At 68.4% G+C, this 17,552-nt stretch carries 12 protein-coding genes; 5 read left to right on the forward strand and 7 right to left on the reverse strand.

Going from position 1 to position 17,552, the window contains the following annotated elements; genetic code table 11:
- Positions 1-122: 122 nt before the first annotated feature.
- Both fdhD and KF833_04965 read right to left on the reverse strand, forming a co-directional pair.
- Positions 123-986: a formate dehydrogenase accessory sulfurtransferase FdhD gene (gene fdhD, locus KF833_04960; GenBank protein ID MBX3744637.1), complete on the reverse strand. Its 864-nt coding sequence runs from the start codon at positions 984-986 to the stop codon at positions 123-125.
- 44 nt (positions 987-1,030) lie between these two features.
- A complete protein-coding gene (locus tag KF833_04965; protein MBX3744638.1) occupies positions 1,031-3,304 on the reverse strand; it encodes an FdhF/YdeP family oxidoreductase in 2,274 nt (757 codons plus the stop codon).
- Between the two features lie 129 nt (positions 3,305-3,433).
- On the opposite strand from KF833_04965, the gene KF833_04970 reads away from it, so the two are divergent.
- On the forward strand, positions 3,434-3,967 hold the full coding sequence (locus KF833_04970) for an NUDIX domain-containing protein (GenBank protein ID MBX3744639.1): 534 nt from the start codon (positions 3,434-3,436) through the stop codon (positions 3,965-3,967).
- 226 nt (positions 3,968-4,193) lie between these two features.
- Here KF833_04970 and KF833_04975 read toward each other — a convergent pair whose 3' ends face one another.
- A complete protein-coding gene (locus KF833_04975; GenBank protein ID MBX3744640.1) occupies positions 4,194-4,454 on the reverse strand; it encodes a hypothetical protein in 261 nt (86 codons plus the stop codon).
- A 131-nt stretch (positions 4,455-4,585) separates the two neighbouring features.
- Here KF833_04975 and KF833_04980 point away from each other — a divergent pair, with 131 nt between their 5' ends.
- Positions 4,586-6,295, forward strand: coding sequence for an amidase (locus tag KF833_04980; protein MBX3744641.1), 1,710 nt, complete (start codon positions 4,586-4,588; stop codon positions 6,293-6,295).
- 193 nt (positions 6,296-6,488) lie between these two features.
- Here the strand turns inward: KF833_04980 and dinB are convergent, their stop codons facing one another.
- Positions 6,489-7,571 (reverse strand): DNA polymerase IV, encoded by a 1,083-nt coding sequence (gene dinB, locus KF833_04985; GenBank protein ID MBX3744642.1) that lies wholly within the window; start codon positions 7,569-7,571, stop codon positions 6,489-6,491.
- A 117-nt stretch (positions 7,572-7,688) separates the two neighbouring features.
- On the opposite strand from dinB, the gene dusB reads away from it, so the two are divergent.
- From dusB to KF833_05000, 3 genes are all read left to right on the forward strand, one after another.
- Entirely contained in the window at positions 7,689-8,822 is a 1,134-nt protein-coding gene (dusB, locus tag KF833_04990) for a tRNA dihydrouridine synthase DusB (protein ID MBX3744643.1), read from the forward strand.
- Between the two features lie 12 nt (positions 8,823-8,834).
- Positions 8,835-11,504: a hypothetical protein gene (locus KF833_04995; protein MBX3744644.1), complete on the forward strand. Its 2,670-nt coding sequence runs from the start codon at positions 8,835-8,837 to the stop codon at positions 11,502-11,504.
- 108 nt (positions 11,505-11,612) lie between these two features.
- Positions 11,613-12,875 carry a right-handed parallel beta-helix repeat-containing protein gene (locus KF833_05000; GenBank protein MBX3744645.1) on the forward strand — a complete coding sequence of 421 codons (1,263 nt, stop codon included), beginning with the start codon at positions 11,613-11,615 and terminating at the stop codon, positions 12,873-12,875.
- 28 nt (positions 12,876-12,903) lie between these two features.
- On the opposite strand, the gene KF833_05005 is transcribed toward KF833_05000, so the two are convergent.
- From KF833_05005 to KF833_05015, 3 genes are read right to left on the reverse strand one after another with little or no spacing between them, the layout of a single operon-like run.
- Positions 12,904-14,427 (reverse strand): hypothetical protein, encoded by a 1,524-nt coding sequence (locus KF833_05005; GenBank protein ID MBX3744646.1) that lies wholly within the window; start codon positions 14,425-14,427, stop codon positions 12,904-12,906.
- A 1-nt stretch (position 14,428) separates the two neighbouring features.
- Complete coding sequence (locus KF833_05010; protein MBX3744647.1) at positions 14,429-16,225, reverse strand: hypothetical protein; 1,797 nt, start codon at positions 16,223-16,225, stop codon at positions 14,429-14,431.
- Positions 16,222-17,466: an ABC transporter ATP-binding protein gene (locus KF833_05015; GenBank protein ID MBX3744648.1), complete on the reverse strand. Its 1,245-nt coding sequence runs from the start codon at positions 17,464-17,466 to the stop codon at positions 16,222-16,224. The genes KF833_05010 and KF833_05015 overlap by 4 nt, the downstream gene beginning before the upstream one ends.
- Between the last annotated feature and the right edge of the window lie 86 nt (positions 17,467-17,552).

Raw genomic sequence — 17,552 nt, forward strand, 5'->3', positions numbered from 1 at the left:
GAAGCGTGGACGCCCAACCAACCCGGCAGGGCGGCGACTCGGGGGTACCGGGTTGGCCGCACTTCGTTTGGTGTGCGGACTTCATGAATGACTCTCTTCCGCGCCTACCGTTGGGTCACCCGTCACGAGGGCAGTCGGGCCGTGATGCGCCGGCGATCGGTGTAGAGGTTGAAGCGCCCGTCGCGGAGGAAACCGACCAGTGATTGACCGGCCGAACGGGCGAACTCGACGGCCAGACTCGACGGGGCGCCGACGGCCGCAACCACGGGGATCCCGGCGGCGAGCGCCTTCTGTACAATCTCGAAGGACACCCGGCCGCTGACCAGCAGAAGGGTGGTGTCGAGGGGCAGTCTGTCGTTCAGGAGGGCCCGGCCCAGCAGTTTGTCCACGGCGTTGTGCCGTCCGACGTCTTCGGACAGGTCCACCAGGGACCCGTCGGCCTCGAAGAGACCCGCGGCGTGCAGGCCCCCGGTTCGGCCAAACAGGCTCTGTCCCTGCCGGAGCCGGTCGGGCATTGAGAGAAGGGTTTCCGCGGTGAGCCGCAGGGCCGATCGGACCGGGGGAAAGCGGGTGCGGATGGCCTTGATGGTGGCCTTGCCGCAAAGGCCGCAACTCGATGCGCCGAAGACGTGACGGGTCAGTCGGGCCAGATCCACCCGCACGCCGTCCGCGAGGAAGACTTCGAGGACGTTGCCATCATGATTGCGGGGATTGTGCCGTGTACTGAAGAGGTCCTCGCGACGGCGGATGACGCCTTCGGTCAGGAGAAATCCCGCCGCAAGTTCTTCATCGTTTCCGGGGGTGCGCATGATGACGGCCACGGGTTGACCGTTAACCCGCAGTTCGAGGGGTTCCTCCCGCGCCACATCGTCGAAGGCGGCATCGCCCGTGCGGATCCCGCTCCAGCGTCGGACGCGCATTCGACGGAGCCCCGGGGAAAGCGAACGGGAGCCAGGGCGGATCGGGCGACCGGGGGAAGGGGGCATCGGGGGTGGGGGACTGCCGGGAACCGCAGGGGCGCTGGGGGGCGTTACGGGCGCTCGATGCGGACGATGGCGTTGTAATCAGGGACCCCGCCGACCGAATCGACGACGCCATGGGGAATCAGGACGTTGCCCTCGGGCCAGTGGACCTGGAGGCTGCCGCGGGCAATCGAGGCCGGGAAGACGCGGGCTTCGAGTCGGCCCACCTCACTGACCAGCACCACGCGGTCCCCGTTGGCGACGTTCAGTTCGGCGGCGTCGGCGGGATGCATGAAGACCGCATCCCGATCCGCACCCGTGAGGGGATCGCGTTCCGCGTGGATCAGCGTGTTGAACTGTTTGCCCCGGCGCGTGGAGACGTGGAAGTGGCGGGCCCCGGTCTGGCCGCTGGAGCGGATGGCACCGAGCACACCGGAATCGGCGGGTAGCGCGACGACCTTGAAATGGCCCTTGCCGTCCGCAGTGCCGAACCGGCCTTCTTCGCAAAGGCGCTCGCCGCCCCACTGGATGGCGTCGCCGGTCTTTCGGAGGTGCTGGACGCCGTCGTAGAACGGGATGACGCGGGCGATTTCCTCGCGGATGGCCTGTCCCGACTGGCAGCCCAGGAGATGTGCACGTTCCGGATGCGTGGCGGCCGCGAGGTCGCGGAGGATGCGCCATTCGGCACGCGCTTCCCCGACCTGGCGCGGGATTTCAGGGCTGAACATCACCCTTCGCTCGGTGCTGGTCTCGATGCCGCCATCGTCCTGTTCGAACCGCGTCTTGGCCGGGAGCAGGATCACCTCCTCGCCCGGTTCGAGCAGCATCTGGTCGGTCACGATGATGTCCTGATGCACCCGGAGCGGCACCCGCTGCATCGCCCGGGCCACCTGGTCCGGGGCCGGCAGGGTGCGGAGGAAGTTTCCACCCACGCAATACAGCGTGTCCAGAGCGTCCCGGGCGCAGGCCTCCACCATTTCGACCGCCGTCATGCCGGTCCAATCCGGCACCGGGAATCCGTACTGCGCCGCCAGCGCCCCGGCATTTTCGGAGGTCACCGGTTTTCCTCCGGGAAACGCGGTCGAATAGCAGCCCATCTCGGCGCCGCCCTGAACCGAACTGTGTCCGCGGATCGGCATCAGTCCGGTGCGGGGACGCCCGACGTAACCCATCGCCAGACCGAGGTTGAGGATCATCGAGACCGCATCCCCCCCGCGGGCGTGCTGGGTGATGCCCATGCTCCACACGAAGACCGCATTGCGCGAGGCATGGAGGAGGGCGGCGAACTCCTCGAAGTCGGCGCGGGAAAGTCCGGACGCCGCCTCAAGGGCGGACGGGTCCTGGCCGAGCACCGAGGCGCGGAACGCGTCCCAGTCGGCGGTGTGGGTCTCGACAAAGGCGCGATCGTACCAGTCGCGCTCGATCAGGACGCGGAGGACGCCTTGCAGGAAGGCGATATCGCCACCCTGGGCGACGGGAAACCACCAGTCGGCGATGGGGGTGCCGAAGACCGCGCTGCGGGGGGTGCTGGGAACCCAGTACCGGATCATGCCCGGTTCGAGGAACGGATTCACCATGGCCACCCGGGTTCCGCGGGCGCGGGCTTCGTCGAGGTACTTCATGGTGACCGGCTGGTCGTTGGCCGGGTTGGAGCCGAAGAAGACAATCAGATCGGTGCCGTACCAGTCGCGGTAGCTGCAGGTGGACGCCGCGTAACCGAGGGCATGTTTCATCGCGCCGGTGCTGGGGGCGTGACACAGACGGGCGGCGTTGTCCACATGGTTGGTGCCGAGAAACCGCGCCGCCTTCTGCGCCACATAGTACACCTCGTTGGTGACGCCCCGCGACGTGACGAAAAAGGCCAGCCGTTCCGGATCGCTCCGGCGCCACCGGTCCGCAATTCGCTGCTGGGCGTCCTCCCAGGAGATCCGCCGGAAGCCCTTCTCCCCCCGGGCCCGATGCATGGGAAACCCCAGCCGGCCCAGGGCGCACAATTCTGCGTTGGATCGGCCCCGCAACGCCCCCACATCCGCCAGGATGCCCGGATCGAAGGCCGGCATGGTGTTCAGCCGGAGCAGGCTCAGGCGGGTCAGGCACAGATGCACGCCGTCGAGGGTCCAGTCGTGCAGGCCGGCCACGCCCAGGGCGCAGCCGTCACAAACGCCCTGCGACAACACCTTCCACGCATACCCGAGATTGTCCCGGTTCGCCCAGGCCGCCCGGAACATCTCCCGGAAATGTTTCGGTTTGGTCGCCCCCAACCCGAATGGCACGGGCAGGCCACCAGCGGGCGCGGCGTTCAAGACGCGTTGTCGCGCGCTCGGGGCGATCGTGTCGGGCATGCGCGGGAGTATGCGCAACGCCGTCGCGGGAATGAAGTGGGAACGTGATGGCGCCACCTCCCGGAACCCGGTCCTTCCTCAATTGTCAAATGTATTGATTTGACCCCGTTGCCTTCCTATCCCTCTTCCGTGCAACCGTTCGCCTGCTTTTGCCATTGTCCCCGCTGCGCCCATCCCGCCACTCCGCCCCGGACCGCTCCTGTCCCCTGCCGGTTCCAATGTGATTCCTGCGGATTCCAATACTACTTCAACGCCACGGTGGCGGTGGCGGTGTTCCCACGACGCGACGACGGCCGGGCGCTGTTCATCCGCCGGGCCAAGGATCCCGGACGCGGATGCCTGGCGCCTCCCGGAGGGTTCATCGACATCGGGGAGACCGCCGAGGAGGCGGCCCGTCGAGAGTTGCGGGAGGAGGTCGGGCTGGAACTCGACACCCTGGAGTTCCTCTGTTCGGCGCCCAACGAGTACACCTACGCCGGGGTCACCTACCCCGTGCTCGATTTCTTCTTCACCGCCCGGACCGCCAGCACCGGGGGGCGAATCGCGGCGGACGAAGTGGCGGAATGCGCCTGGCTCGATCCCCTCGAGGTGGATCCCTCGACCATGGCCTTTCCATCTATGCAGGACGCCCTGCGGATCTGGCAGGCCCGGCTCACCGCCTGACCCTTCGCGCAGCGGACAAACCGAGAGGCGTTCCGGCAACTCGCCGGCTTCCAGGAGTCCAGGCCAGCCTGTGAACCCGGAAGCGCCGGGTTTACAGACACGTCCCTCCGGTTCCCCAAGTCCCCAAAGGCCTCCGGACACTGTCTCCTCCACGGCCACCTTGTCCGCCGTCCGTCCGGAGTGTGTCCGGATTCGGCGCCACTGGGCAGAAGTCTGCAGCCGACGGTCAGGAATCCGCATCCGCACCCGGTTCGCTCCGCCCCAGCCGGATGAGCGCCGCGAATGCCACCTTCAGCGCCCGGTTCATCCCACACCGGACGACCACGCTCCATGCCCGGCATCGCCCTTGGAAACACCATCCGGAACGGCGTTCCGTCGCGGTCCATGAATGTCCGTCACGGATTCCATCGCCCTGAATCAGCGTTCCCAGCCAGTCCATGCACGACTGTCCCCTGCCCGGCATCCCCGTCCGGCTGCCCTGGGACATGGCACGTCCGGTGCTCTCGAAGCCCATCCGTCACCACGGCCTGAAGCCTGTCCGTACGGACGGGAGTTCAGTGCGCCAAGGAGTGACGGCTGGTCGTCATCCCACGCAGTCCAACCCTCCGTTCGCACCCCATGAAGACATCGCCCCTGGCCGCCCACCCGAAGGCCCGTCCATCAGCCCGAGCCGCCTCCCCCTGCGGCCGCGCCTCCGCGAAGCGCCCATCTCCCTTCGCCACACTCCTGGCCCTGATCGCCCTCCTGATCGCTCCGGGCACGCTTCCCGGCCTTTCCTCATCCGCTCATGCAGCGACCTTCGACCTCTCCACCGCGACGATCGAGGACATCCAGGCGGCCATGAACGCCGGGGCCCTCTCCGCGGAACAGCTCGTCTCCCTCTACCTCGCCCGCATCGATGCCTATGACCGGAAGGGTCCCCGGCTCAATTCGATCATCCTCGTCAACACCAATGCCCTCGCCGAAGCGCGCGCCCTGGACCAGGAACGCAAGGCCAGAGGACCCCGTTCGCCCCTGCACGGAATCGTCGTGATGCCCAAGGATGTGTTCGACACCTTCGACATGCCGACCAGCGGCGGATATCTCCCCATGGCCCGCTCCCAGCCTTCCCGCGACGCCTTTGTCATCGACCGCCTCCGCAAGGCGGGCGCGATCATCCTCGCCAAGCTCAATCAATCCGACTGGTACGGTGTGGCGGCCTCCGGGGGCAGCACCCTCCAGGGCCAGGTCCTGAGTCCCTACAATCCCCGCAAGTACGGCGGTGGATCGAGTTCCGGCACCGGCGCCGCCATGGCTGCGTGGCTCGGCACGGTCGGACTCGGCAGCGATACCAGCGGCTCGATCGTCAATCCCACCGCCCATGGCTGCCTTGTCGGCATCGCCGCCACCCAGGGACTGATCAGCCGCACCGGCATGATGTGGAGTGCCCCCGGCCAGGAGAAGGGCGGACCCATGGGACGCAGCGTGTACGACTGTGCCGCCGTCCTCGACGCCATCGCCGGATACGACCCGGCGGACCTCATGACGGAATCCTCCATCGGCCGCATCCCCGCCGCACCGTACACCTCCTTCATCCATCCCTCGGGCCTTGTCGGCGCCCGCATCGGTGTCCTCCGCGAGATGATCCGCGAAGGGGCCATGCACACTGAAGGGCTCGCCCTGACCGCCAGGGCCCTCGCCGATATGAAGAACGCCGGCGCCCTCCTCGTGGATCCGGCTCTCTCCGGCCTGAATCTCATCGCGGTTCAGCAAGGAGCCGGCGAGGCCGCCTTCACCCGTGCCGTCGCCATCGACGCCTACCTCGCCCGTCTTCCCGATACCGCTCCAATCCGCTCGGTCCAGGAGATGATCACCAAGGGCGGGAGCATGGTGAAACCGGCCATCGTCGAGACCGCTGCCATCACCGACCTCGACCGCAACGCCGCCTTCATCGCCATGAAGAAGCAGCAGGTCATGCTGCGTGACGCCCTGGTGGAACTCATGGACCGCCACGCTCTCGACGCCATTGTCCTTCCCTACCGCACCACCACACCGGCCGAATTCTCCAGCGATCCCAACGCGCGCCTGAGCAGCGGTGCCAGCGACGAAACCCGCAACAGCCTGCATTCCTTCACCGGACTGCCCACCATTCTCGTCCCTGGAGGATTCTTTCCCTCGGACGGCATGCCCTTCTCGATCCAGTTTCTCGGACGCCCCTACTCCGAACCCACCCTCATCCGCATCGCCAGCGGCTACGAATCCGTCACCCGCCATCGCAAGGCCCCGTCCCTCACCCCGCCTCTTCCGGGGGAGGTCATCGAGTACAATCTCGTGACGTCCTCCCGCTGACTTCCATCCGGTGAATCCTGGAGTTGTGGGTCGGGGCGCGAACTTCGTGAAGCGTTGCTCGCCTGAGAGCCTGTCTGAAATCCCGATGTCATCGGCCAAAGGGTCCGCGGGTGGATGGGATCCTCGGGATCCAAGGCAGTGGCCATCTCCTGCGCCGCACCTGCGCCGTCTCCATGCTGGAAGGCGGCGGCGTTCAGTCCCACGGGAAACGGAGCTGGCGGTCGGGGGCATCCACCAGGCCCCCGACACCGAGGCCGAGAAGTCGCAGTGGGCGGTGGACGAGACGTTCCCGGCCTAGAAGATGACAGGCGAGCCGGTAGAGCTCGGACGGCGTCCGGACGGGTTCCTCGAGGGTGATCTGGCGGGAGAGGGTGGTGAAGTCGCCGTACCGGACTTTCACCTGAACGGTCAGGGCGGCGAGCCGTCGGCGCTCCAGTTTGCCGGCAATCTCCCCGGCCTGCTCCCTCAGGCAGGTCCTCAGGGTCGGGCGATCGTCGGTGTCCACGCGAAACGTCTCCTCGGCGCTGATGCTCTTGATGGCGTCGTCCAGGTCCAGCGGGCGGTCGTCCTCGCCCAAGGCATACCGGCGCAATTCGGCCGCCCACGAACCGGCCCAGGGGCGAAGGTCGCCGGGATGATCCTGCAGGTCGCCCACCGTCCGGATTCCGGCCTGGGCGAGATGCCGTTCCGTCACCGGCCCGATCCCGTGCAGGGCCCGCACCGGGAGAGGGCGGAGGAAGGCGACCTTGTCGCGTTCGTGAATGACGGTCAGGCCATCGGGCTTGCGGAAGTCGCTGGCCAGTTTGGCGAGGAGTTTGTTGGCGGCCACGCCGACGCTGGCGGTGAGCTGACGCCGGGATCGGATGGCTTCCCGGATCTCCTCGGCGAGGGGCACCGCGAGGTCGATCGCCGCATCGGGATCGTCCGCGCGGCAGCGCCGGGAAACGTCCAGGTAGGCCTCGTCCACGGACACCTGCTGGACAAGGTCGCCGACGAAGTCCCGCACGAGTTCCATGACGAGCCGGGACTCGGCGCGGTAGGTGTCCATCCGCGGCGGCACGAAGATGCCATCGGGACAGAGCCTGCCGGCGGTGGCGCTGGGCATGGCGGAACGCACGCCGGACTTCCTGGCCTCGTAACTGGCGGCGCAGACCACGCCACGCCGGGTCGGAGGGGCGCCGACGATCACCGGCCGCCCGCGCCACTCCGGCCGGTCGCGTTGTTCCACCGAGGCGAAGAAGGCATCCATGTCGAGATGCAGGATCACCCGGAACATCGGGCCGGACCCTGGACCCAACCCGTCCGAAACACGAGCCCCCGGGCCGTGGGGTCCAGTCCGTACCGGGATGATGGGGTGGCGGGGAGCGGGGCGGGGTGTTAGAACGGCGGTCGCATGACGGGTGGCGCGTTGTTCTTCGGTTCGCTCCGGCTGGGGTCGAACCTGTTTCTTTCGCCTCTCGCGGGGTACACCAACCTGCCTTTTCGCACGTTGGTCCGCGAGGTGGGCGGGGTGGATCTCTGCACCACCGACCTGGTGAACGCCCGGTCGCTGATCGAGGGGAATCCCAAGGCCCTGAAGCTCATTGAGTCGAACGAGCGGGACCGGCCGCTGGCGGTGCAGTTGTTCGGGGCCGTTCCCGAGGAGATGCGGGAGGCGGCACGGAGGCTGGAGCAGCTCGGGGTGAGTTCTATCGACATCAACATGGGTTGCCCGGTGCGGAAGGTCTGCCGGGTGGGCGGGGGATCAGCGATGATGTCCGAGCTGGGCCGCACCCAGAGGCTGGTGGGCGGGATGGTCGAGGCGGTGCGGGTGCCGGTGACGGCGAAGATGCGGCTGGGCTGGGACGAGGAGAATCTGACGGCGCCGGATCTGGCGCGGGCGTTGGAGGAGGTGGGGGTGGCGGCGGTCTTTGTGCATGGGCGGACGCGGGCGCAGGGCTTTTCGGGGACGGTCAGTCTGGAGGGGATCCGGCGGGTGGTGGAGGCGGTGGAGCGGATTCCGGTGATCGGGAACGGGGATGTGACGACGCCGGAGGCGGCGCGGGCGATGATCGAGGCGACGGGATGCGCCGGGGTGAGCATCGGGCGCGGGGCGTTCTACGATCCCTGGATCTTCCGGAGGACGCGGTCGTATCTCGACACGGGGGTGTGTCCGCCCGAGCCGTCGTTCGATGAGCGGGTGCGGCTGATGCGACGGCACCTGGAGCTGATGACGGAAGTGTTCGGGGAGAAGCACGGGTGCGTGATGTTCCGCAAGGTGGGGCCGTGGTACGCACGGCGGTTTGGTCCGGCGAGCGTGTTCAACAAGGGGGTGGTGCAGTTGACCTCCCGGGCGGAGTTCGAGGGTTTGCTGGATCGCTATTGCGCCTGGCGGGCGACCTTCTGCGACGGGACCGGCGAGCTGCTGCCGAGGTTTCGTCCGGCGCCGCTGGCGACCGGGTTTGTGGAGACCGGATGGGAGGCGGGCCCGGCGGTGGCGGAGCGCGGGGCAATTCCGGTGCCGCGGGGTCCGGTCGAAGTCTGGTGAGGGCCGCGCGCCATGGATCACGCGCCGCGATCGAGGTTGCGTCGGAGCCGTCGGCGCGGGGCGGAGGAGGGCGGGCTGGACGAGGGCCGCACGGGGGGCGGCATGGAACGGGGCGGATGGGTGCCCTGGGTGGCGGGCTGGGTGACGGCCCTGGCATGGGTGGGGGTGCTGCTGGGTTACGGGCTGGCGGCGTCGCCGGCCTTCGAGACGATGCCGCTGCACTTCCGGGCGACGGAGAACATCGCGTTGCTGGCCAGCGGGAGGAACGAGCCCTACGCGCTGCCCCTGGTGGTGGAACATCGCGGGCCGGGACGTTACCGGCACCGGATCGAATGGGATCTTCCCCGGTACGACGGGCCGATGGGCCGGCTTGGGGAGGATCGACACGTTCCGCGGTTCGATCTGCCGGAGGACGGGCTGCTGCAAGTCGGGGTGTATCTCGACCGGGTGGCGGGAGATCATGCGCCGTGGCTGGGCGAGGAACCCCTGGGCCTGGTGTCGGGATGGTTGCGGTTGCCGGGGGGGCGCGCGTTCCGGTTGGAGCGGCCGGAGCAGGCCCGCCGCGGTCACCTGTTAAGATTTGTGGCGGAGGTTCCGGGGAGCGATGGGACCGAACCGACCGATGGAGAGAGCCCGACGAGTGTCGGGATGATCATCGAGACACGCGATGGCGGGCCGCGGTATCTGCGGGGTTGGGTGCGGACCCTTTCGGGTGGATCGGAGGAGGCGGGCACGCCGCCCCTTGGGCGACTGGTGGTGCGGCTGGGGTCGATGCCGGGACAGGCGCCCGGGACGACGAACCTTTTCTATCCGGAAGGGATCGCGGCGACGCCGCTGGAGGAACCGGTGCCGTCGCGGGTCGCGCTGCTGGCCCGGGTGTCGGGGATTGGGACGGCGACGGTGCTGTGGATCTGGGGGGTGGCGGGCGCGATGGCAGGGCTGGGGATGGGATGCCTCGCGGTGCTGGCGAGGGGGAATGGTCGATGGCCGGGTCGATGGGGATTGGCAGGGGTGACGGCCGGAGTTCTGGGGTTTGGGCTGCCGGCGGTGCACTGGGTGCCGCCGTTGCACGGAGCCGACGAAGCACGCCATGCGATGTCCTATGCGCGGGCGATCGAGGATCCGGCGTTGCTGGATGCGGTCGTGGCGATGACGGGCAAGGAGTGGGTGGGCGGGTTGGTGGCGCAACCGGACGCGAAGCTGACGACGGGGAGCCTGCGGGAGGCGGACGGACTTTATTTCAACCGCGGCGCGCTGGAGCCCGGGCGGATGGACGCGTGGATCCAGGATTACCGGTGGCGATCTCCGTGGGTGGCGCGGTTGTGGGGGGCGACGGCATGGATGACGGAAGGGAGGCCGGCGGCGGAGCGGCTGCTGTGGGTGCGGGCGGGGCAGGTGGGAATGGGCGCGGTGCTGCTGGGGATCGGGGCCGCGCTTGCGGCAAGGGCGGCACCCGGGGGCGGGGGACGGCTGCACGTGGGGTGGGTGCTGCTGTGGATGCCGTTGGCCGTGGTCCTGGGGACGGTCAGCAACTACGCGGTCCTGATTGGCGTGGCGGGACTCCTGGGGGGCGCGGTGACGGCGACGTGGTGGCGACGGGACTGGGACCCGTGGGTGGCGGGGACGCTTGGCGTGGCGTTGGGATTGGCCTTCCACACCTCGCTGAACGCGATTCCCTGGGTGGCGGCGGTGGCGTTGTGGCTGGGGCACCGGCCTTGGAGGCAGGGGTGGCAGGCGCGCGAGGGTGTCCCGCGTGCCGGGTGGGGAACGCGGTCGATGTGGGTGGGGTGGGGTTGGGTCGCCGCCGGGTTTGCCGTGTGCCGAGGGCTCACGACGGAGGCGTTCGATGCGGAGCTGTTCCGTCGGGCCGGGTGGGGGGAGGGTGAAATGGGGAACCGTCCCGGGTGGCGGGAACCGGCGTTGCTTTGGGGGCTGTTCTGCGGAGGCATGGCGCTGCTGGAAGCGGTCGCGGGCCGAGTGGGGGCAGGGTGGCGGACCGAAGCCAGGGAGCGATGGCGGCGGGCCGGGTGCGTGGGCGGATGGCTGGTCTTGGTGGGTGGGGTGGCGGTGGCGCTGGTGTCTGTCGTCCGAACCCCGCCCGTCCTGCCGGACCGGGAAGGTCCGTGGCGCCATTACCCGGTGGTGCCAAGCACGGGATGTCCGGTGCGGACCGTCGGGGAGATTCAGTTTCCGGCGACGGAGGTGGACCGTGGGAGGCAGGTGCGGGAGGTGCTGGCGGTGTGGGCGGCCAATCTGACGCCAATGCCAAGGGATGTGATTCTGGTGCGGGCGTTTTGGACCGGACTGTTGATGGGGGAGGTGCGGGTGGCGGGATGGGTGGTTGGGATGGGGATGTCTCTGGCGCTGGCCGGGGTGGTGCGGCTCGGTTGGGGGGTGGTGAGGGGACGGGATGGAGCCGGCGGTGTGTGGCTGGTCTTTGCGGCGGCGGCCGTCGTGGTGTGCCTGGCGTTGCTGGCTGCGGCGTACTGGCCGCGCAATCTGCATGCCCGTTACGCCATGCCGTTGGGGATGCTGACCCTGGCCGGGGCCAGTCTGGGCGCGTGTCCAATTCTGGACCGGCTCCAGCGGCACCACCCGGCCTGGGCGGTGGGGTGTCTGACCGTGCTGGCCCTGCTGGTGCAGGGGGCATGGGTGGCAGCGCTGTCAGGGCGGTACTTCTGAGCGGCCGACGGGAAGGTCGTCGCCCTCGCCAGCGAAGGGGCGGCACCGATCTCGGTTGGGTTTCGCCTCGGATCGCTTTTCGCGGCGCCCCGGGTGAGAGTCGGTGTCATGAGCCTCACCTTCGACAACTGCGGTTCCGGTCTCGCGGGATGGTTGGGGATATGGATGGGGACGGCGGTGGCCGCGTCGGCATTTGCCGAGGAACTGCTCCAACCCGACCTGGCGCCACCGACCGGGCCAACAAGGCAGACGTTCGTGGTTCGCGACGCCGGGGGGGTGCGCGAGGCCATGGGCCGGGCCCGGCCGGGCACGACCATTCTGTTGAGGCCGGGGCGGTATCCGGGGGGATTCCATTTCCGGGGCCTGCAGGGAACCGCCGAAGCGCCGGTCGTGTTGGGCGGTCTCGACCCCGAGGATCCGCCGGTGATCGAGGGGGGAGCCAACGGCATCCACCTGTCGGAACCGGTTCATGTGGAGCTTCGGGATCTGGTGTTTCGCGAGGCCAGCGGGAACGGGTTGAACATCGACGACGGCGGCACCTTCGAGACGCCAGCCAGGAACGTGGTGCTCCGGCGGCTCCGGGTGGAGGACGTGGGGCCGACGGGAAACCGGGATGGGATCAAGTTGTCCGGGGTGGTGGGGTTCCTGGTGGAAGCGTGCGTGATCCAACATTGGGGCAGCGGCGGTTCGGGCATCGACATGGTCGGGTGCCACGACGGGCTGATCGTCGGGAACGTCCTCCGGCACACCGAAGCGGTGGCGGCTTCGAACGGAAGCGGCGTGCAGGCGAAGGGGGGCACGAGCGGCGTGACAGTGCGCCGCAATCGGTTCGAGCACGCCGGGGCGCGGGCGGTGAATATCGGTGGCAGCACGGGACTGGAGTTCTTCCGGCCGCCACTCGTGCACGGCACCGAGCACTGGGAGGCCCGGAACATCCGTGTCGAGGGCAATACCTTCATCGGGTCCTCGTCTCCGATCGCCTTCGTGGGTGTGGACGGCGCCGAGGTTCGGTTCAACACAATCTACCGGCCGCAACGGTGGGCGATCCGCATTCTTCAGGAGACCACGGCCCCGGGGTTTGTCGCGTGCCGCGGAGGGCGGTTCACGGACAACCTCGTGGCGTTTCACTCGGCGTCCTGGTCGGGGGGCGGGGTGAATGTCGGCTCCAACACCGCCCCCGGGACATTCCTGTTCGCCCGCAATTGGTGGCACTGCATGGACGACCCGGCTCGGAGCCGTCCGACGCTGCCGGTCCCGGAGACGGACGGAATCTACGGAACGCCGCTGGAGTTCCGGGATGTCGGGGCAGGCGATCTGCGTCTGGCCGGATCGAGCCCCGCCCGCGTTGCAGGGGCGGAGGCTTTGCCTTGAGCCGGGCCAGGGGTCAGATCTGGAGACGCTAAGGCGCAGGGCTGCGCGGGGCGGCGTTGGTGCCAGCGGGTGGGCGGGGGGCGGCAGGGCCACGGGCAGGCCCTTGGGCAGCGCCGGGCAGCCCCAGGGCGGTACGGAGCTGGGCCTCCAGAACCGGGTCGAGGAACCCTGTCCGGGGATCGAGCATTTCATCGAGGACGCGTCGCCGGATTTCCGGGAGGGGATCGAGATCGACGCGGTCCACCCGGACCTTCTCACTGCCCCGCATGGTCTCGAACTCGGTGCCCCGGGCGTAGGTCTGGTAAATGCGGTTGGCGATGCGGGCGTACCCGTCGGCCTGGTCCATTTCACCCACCGCCACAAAGTAATAGGACCGCTGGAGATAGCCCTCGATGATCAGGGTGGTCTTGTTGCGGGACGTCTCGCCGGCGTACTCGGTGACGCGCGCAACGGCGTACTCGTCGAGGGTCATGCCCTCGGGGACGGCGCCGGGGTAGGTTTCCTGAAGTTTGCGGAACCAGCGGTTGGCCTCGGTGATGCGGTTGTGGGTGAACAGTCCCCAGGCCGCTTCGCGAAGGAAGTTCCGGTGCCCGGTCTGGATGTTCTGCCGCATTTCCTCGTCGTCGCGGATCATGTCCTCGTAGGCCTGGTTGGCTTTCTCGACGAGGGCGAGATTGGGGCCGATGTCGTAACGGGGCGCGTCGTCACCGGCCTTGTTCACAGCAAAGAGCCGCCCCCGGATGCAGGCGAGATGGAGGGACTGGTAAATGACGCGCCGAAGCTGGATGAGCTGCTCGCGGGTGCGGGCGTTCTCGAGACCGAGCATGGCCCAGTAGATCGCGTGGGACTCGGGCAGGCGCCATTCGAGGGGACCGTAGGTTTCGTCCACGCGGCGCATGAAGGCGGGGTCGAGCTTGTATTCCTGGCGCAGGATCCGGACGCGTTCCCGCTGCTCGTCGGTGCGGGGTTCGATGAGTGAATCCCAGTCGGGCCGCCCGTCGCCGAGGAGTCCGGCCATTTCACCGGCCCATTGCGTCTTGTAGATCCAGTGGGCGTCGTCGAGGTCGGCGCCCATCTTGTGCTGAAAATGCCAGGCGAGTTCGCGGTAGATCAGGGGATCGTGCGGGTTGTAGCGAAGACCCTCGTCCCGGAGCAGTTCGATGCCGCGCCGGACCCAGGGCCAGCGGGCGGGCAGATCGGGAATCTGGACGGAGACGTTGTACGACATGTTCCAGGCGAGGTGGACCCAGACCTGGGGGATGTTGGGCTGCAGTTTGCTGATCCAGTCGGCGAGCTGGACCATCTCGAAGTACTTCCCGTCCTGCTGGAGTTCGTCCATGCGGATCCAGAGGGCGTTGGCGATGAGCCCGCGGAAGCCACCCAGGGCGACGGTGGTGAAGGCGAGGACCGGCGGAGCGTTTTCGAGCGGGGTGGCGCGGGTCAGGCCGAGTTCTTCGCGGTCGCGATTAAGGGTCCGCTGGGCCGTCGAGGCGCCCAACAGCGCCAAGACCGTCACGGCGAGCAGGGACCAGTGGAGAAGGCGGCCGCGCATGTCAGACGTTGGATTGGGCCGTGGCGAGTTCCCGGCGGGTGAAGGTGATCATTCCGATGGCGGCAAAGACGCCTCCGAAAAGGATCACCACCAGACCGACGGCCTTGGCCACATCGGTCCAGGTGACGCTGCGCCCGCTGCTGACAGCGTCGATGGGGGCGAACTGGCGGACGAGGTTGATGCCGTCGAGCAGCAGCTTGAAGGCCGGGACCATCAGGGCATCGACCACGGGAAACAGCGGCTGGTTGGTGTGGTGGTCCATCCCCAGCACGGTGCGATCCTCGACCACGGTGCGAAGCGTGCCCGTCGAGAGCCCGACGATAAGGACGGTGGTGGCGAGGAAGGCGGCGACGGGGAAGGACAGAAAGCTGGCGGCAGCCAGGCCGATGGCCGCCAGGAGGCCGAGTCCGCAGAGGGTCACCAGCATGGCCCGGATGTAGTTCAGCTCGAAGCCGCCTTCCCGGTAGAGCAGCTCGAAGCCGTCCTCGATGGGGAGGATGAGGGGCGTGTCGCTCCGGTTGATGACATCCACGACCAGGAACCCGTTGGGGTCGACGACGACGGGTCCCATGTCGATCTCATGGGCGGTTTCGGCCGCCAGCGAGCGGAAGGCATGCCGGCGCTGAGCCGTTTCGGGCGGCCCGGCGACGATCTCGAGTTCGTAGGGGCGGCGGGGTCCCAGGACGGGCGTGTGGAAATTGACCCGGACGAAGACGGGAATGGCGGTGCCCGGCCGGGCCACGCCGCGGACATTGAGGCGAAACTGGCGGGCATACTCCGGGGGCAGGAGTTGATCCTGGGCCTTGAGCATCTCCCGGGCGTGAACACGGAACTCGCGCAGGTTGATTCCGCGGGACTGGAGTTCGGGCAACCGGTCACGGATGACGCGGTCCACGGCCCCTTCGATGTCCGGGGGCTTTTCACTCATCGAGGCGCGGGCGGTGAGGACATTATTGCGGAGAGCCTCCTGGACGTGGGGCGGGAGCTGGGTGGCCCGCCACTGCATGAGGAGGAACACCGCCGTCGCCGCGACGCCGAGGAGGAGGGTGTTGAGCGCCATGATCCCGATCCACTTGCCCAGCCAGATCTGCCAGCGCGGGATCGGTTTGGTGGCGACCATCTGCATCTGGCACTCGTCCACGTCGCGGGCCAGGGTCCCGCAGGCCAGCCAGAGGGTGACCAGACTGAGGAGGGCGGTGGTGATCCCGAGCGTGTAGGTGAGGAGAATCTGGGTGAAGCCCTGGGCCGTTTCGTCGTGTTTGATGATGTTGGGCAGCACCACCACGGTACCGAGCAGCAGGGCGATCAGCACCACCACCAGCCGGTAACGGAAGGCGGCGCGGACCGTGAGCATGGCCACCGCCCAGATCTGCTGGAGGGAGGCGGGCGGCCAGCGGAAGAGGGAAGGAGCCACGCGTGGACGCCGTTCCGCAGGAATGACCCCATCCCGCCGGGCCACCTGGGCGATGGCATCGGAGCGGGATGCGGCAAGGATGTCGCCGAGGTACGAATGCCCGCGATCCTCGAAGTCCGCCGCCAGCCAACCGTGGCCTCGGGTCACGGCGAGGCATCGCGGGATCAGGAGGATCAGTGCCAGGGCGACGGTCTGGACACCGAGCAGCGACGGCACCAGCGCCGCCACCAGTGCATCGGCCCCAAGGAGCAGCAGAGCCCGCCACCACAGGCGGTTGGCAAAGGCCCACAACCAGGGGGCGGGCAGGGCGGTCCACGCCGGTCCCGTCGGGATGGCCCGGTACGGACCTGACCGTTCGCGAAAGATCTGGAACACCCGTGTCATTGGGGACGCCCACCCAGCAGGGAGGAGAGTTTGTCATCCGCCTTCGACAACTCCTCTGCCGGGGGCTTGGCGGCCGGAGCGGCCGGTGTGGATTCGGGCTCGGGCCGGGCGGCGGACTGGGCGAGTTTCGCGAGGCGCGTCTCGTCCGGTTCGGGTGCGGCCGGAGCGGGCGCGGGCGCGGGAGCCGGCGTCGCCGGGACCACGGGGGCGGCCAGCCGGTCGAGAAGCCGGTCGCCATCGGCCGGCGACGCAGGAGTCCCGGACTGGAGATAGGCGGCCACGCGACCGCCGGAAGTGGCACCGGAAGTCTGGGCCTCGGCGGCGCGGGCCCGCTGGACGACTCCGAGGAAATAGCTTTCGAGGTTCTGGGTGGGGGAATCGAGCCGGATGGCGTCCGCGGACGGCGCCTCGGCCCGGAGGATTTCGAGAACCCGTTCCAGGGTGGCGCGGGGAAGGACGGGGGCCGTGATGCGGATCGAGTCGCGTTCGGTGAGCAGTTCGGAGAGGGAGCCCATGGCCTGGATGCGACCCCCGTAGTAGATCACCACCCGGTCACAGACATCCTGAACATCGGCGAGGAGATGGCTGCTGAGGATGACCGTCTTGCCGCGGCGGGCGAGGGCGAGGATGACATCCTTCACCTCGCGGCAGCCGATCGGGTCGAGTCCGGAGGTGGGTTCGTCGAGGATGACGAGGTCGGGGTCGTTGATCAGGGCCTGGGCGAGGCCGATCCGGCGCTGCATGCCCTTGGAAAACTCGCCGACGACGCGGCGCTGGACATTCTTGAGCCCGACCATTTCGAGCAACTGCTCGGTGCGATCCTTGCGCTTGTCGGCGGGGAGCTGGAAGAGGTTGCCAAAGAAATCGAGCGTCTCCCGCGAATCCAGGTAGCGGTAGAGGTAGCTCTCCTCCGGCAGGTAGCCGATGCGGGCCTTGGTGGCCACATGGCGCGGGGACCGCCCGAAGACCTCGATCACACCCTTGGTCGGGTAGAGCAGACCGAGGAGCATCTTGACCGTCGTGGACTTTCCCGAGCCGTTGGGTCCGAGCAGGCCGAACACCTCGCCCCGGCGCACCTCGAAGGCCACGTTGTCCACGGCCCGCGCCTTGGGCCGACCCCAGAAGTCCTTGAAGATCTTGCTCAGGCCGGACACGCGAACGACGGCATCCCGGGCAGGCGCCGTGTCGGCGGCGGGCGGCGCGGGAACAGAACCGGTGAGCAGGGCGGAGGGTTGGCTCATGAGGCTGGAATTGGAACCGGGAGGTCGTCCGTGGAGTGGGGAAAGGCTGGGGCGTCAGGCGTCGGGCTGGAGGTTTGGTGGTCCGG

This window comes from Verrucomicrobiia bacterium, from assembly GCA_019634625.1.
Taxonomy (GTDB): domain Bacteria; phylum Verrucomicrobiota; class Verrucomicrobiia; order Limisphaerales; family CAIMTB01; genus CAIMTB01.

Coding starts and splice junctions, on each gene's coding strand:
- KF833_04975 (MBX3744640.1), bottom strand. CDS start 4,454: ATGTCCCAGGGCAGCCGGACGGGGATGCCGGGCAGGGGACAGTCGTGC.
- KF833_05015 (MBX3744648.1), bottom strand. CDS start 17,466: ATGAGCCAACCCTCCGCCCTGCTCACCGGTTCTGTTCCCGCGCCGCCC.
- KF833_05000 (MBX3744645.1), top strand. CDS start 11,613: ATGAGCCTCACCTTCGACAACTGCGGTTCCGGTCTCGCGGGATGGTTG.
- fdhD (MBX3744637.1), bottom strand. CDS start 986: ATGCCCCCTTCCCCCGGTCGCCCGATCCGCCCTGGCTCCCGTTCGCTT.
- KF833_05010 (MBX3744647.1), bottom strand. CDS start 16,225: ATGACACGGGTGTTCCAGATCTTTCGCGAACGGTCAGGTCCGTACCGG.
- KF833_04980 (MBX3744641.1), top strand. CDS start 4,586: ATGAAGACATCGCCCCTGGCCGCCCACCCGAAGGCCCGTCCATCAGCC.
- dinB (MBX3744642.1), bottom strand. CDS start 7,571: ATGTTCCGGGTGATCCTGCATCTCGACATGGATGCCTTCTTCGCCTCG.
- dusB (MBX3744643.1), top strand. CDS start 7,689: ATGACGGGTGGCGCGTTGTTCTTCGGTTCGCTCCGGCTGGGGTCGAAC.
- KF833_05005 (MBX3744646.1), bottom strand. CDS start 14,427: ATGCGCGGCCGCCTTCTCCACTGGTCCCTGCTCGCCGTGACGGTCTTG.
- KF833_04965 (MBX3744638.1), bottom strand. CDS start 3,304: ATGCCCGACACGATCGCCCCGAGCGCGCGACAACGCGTCTTGAACGCC.
- KF833_04995 (MBX3744644.1), top strand. CDS start 8,835: ATGGATCACGCGCCGCGATCGAGGTTGCGTCGGAGCCGTCGGCGCGGG.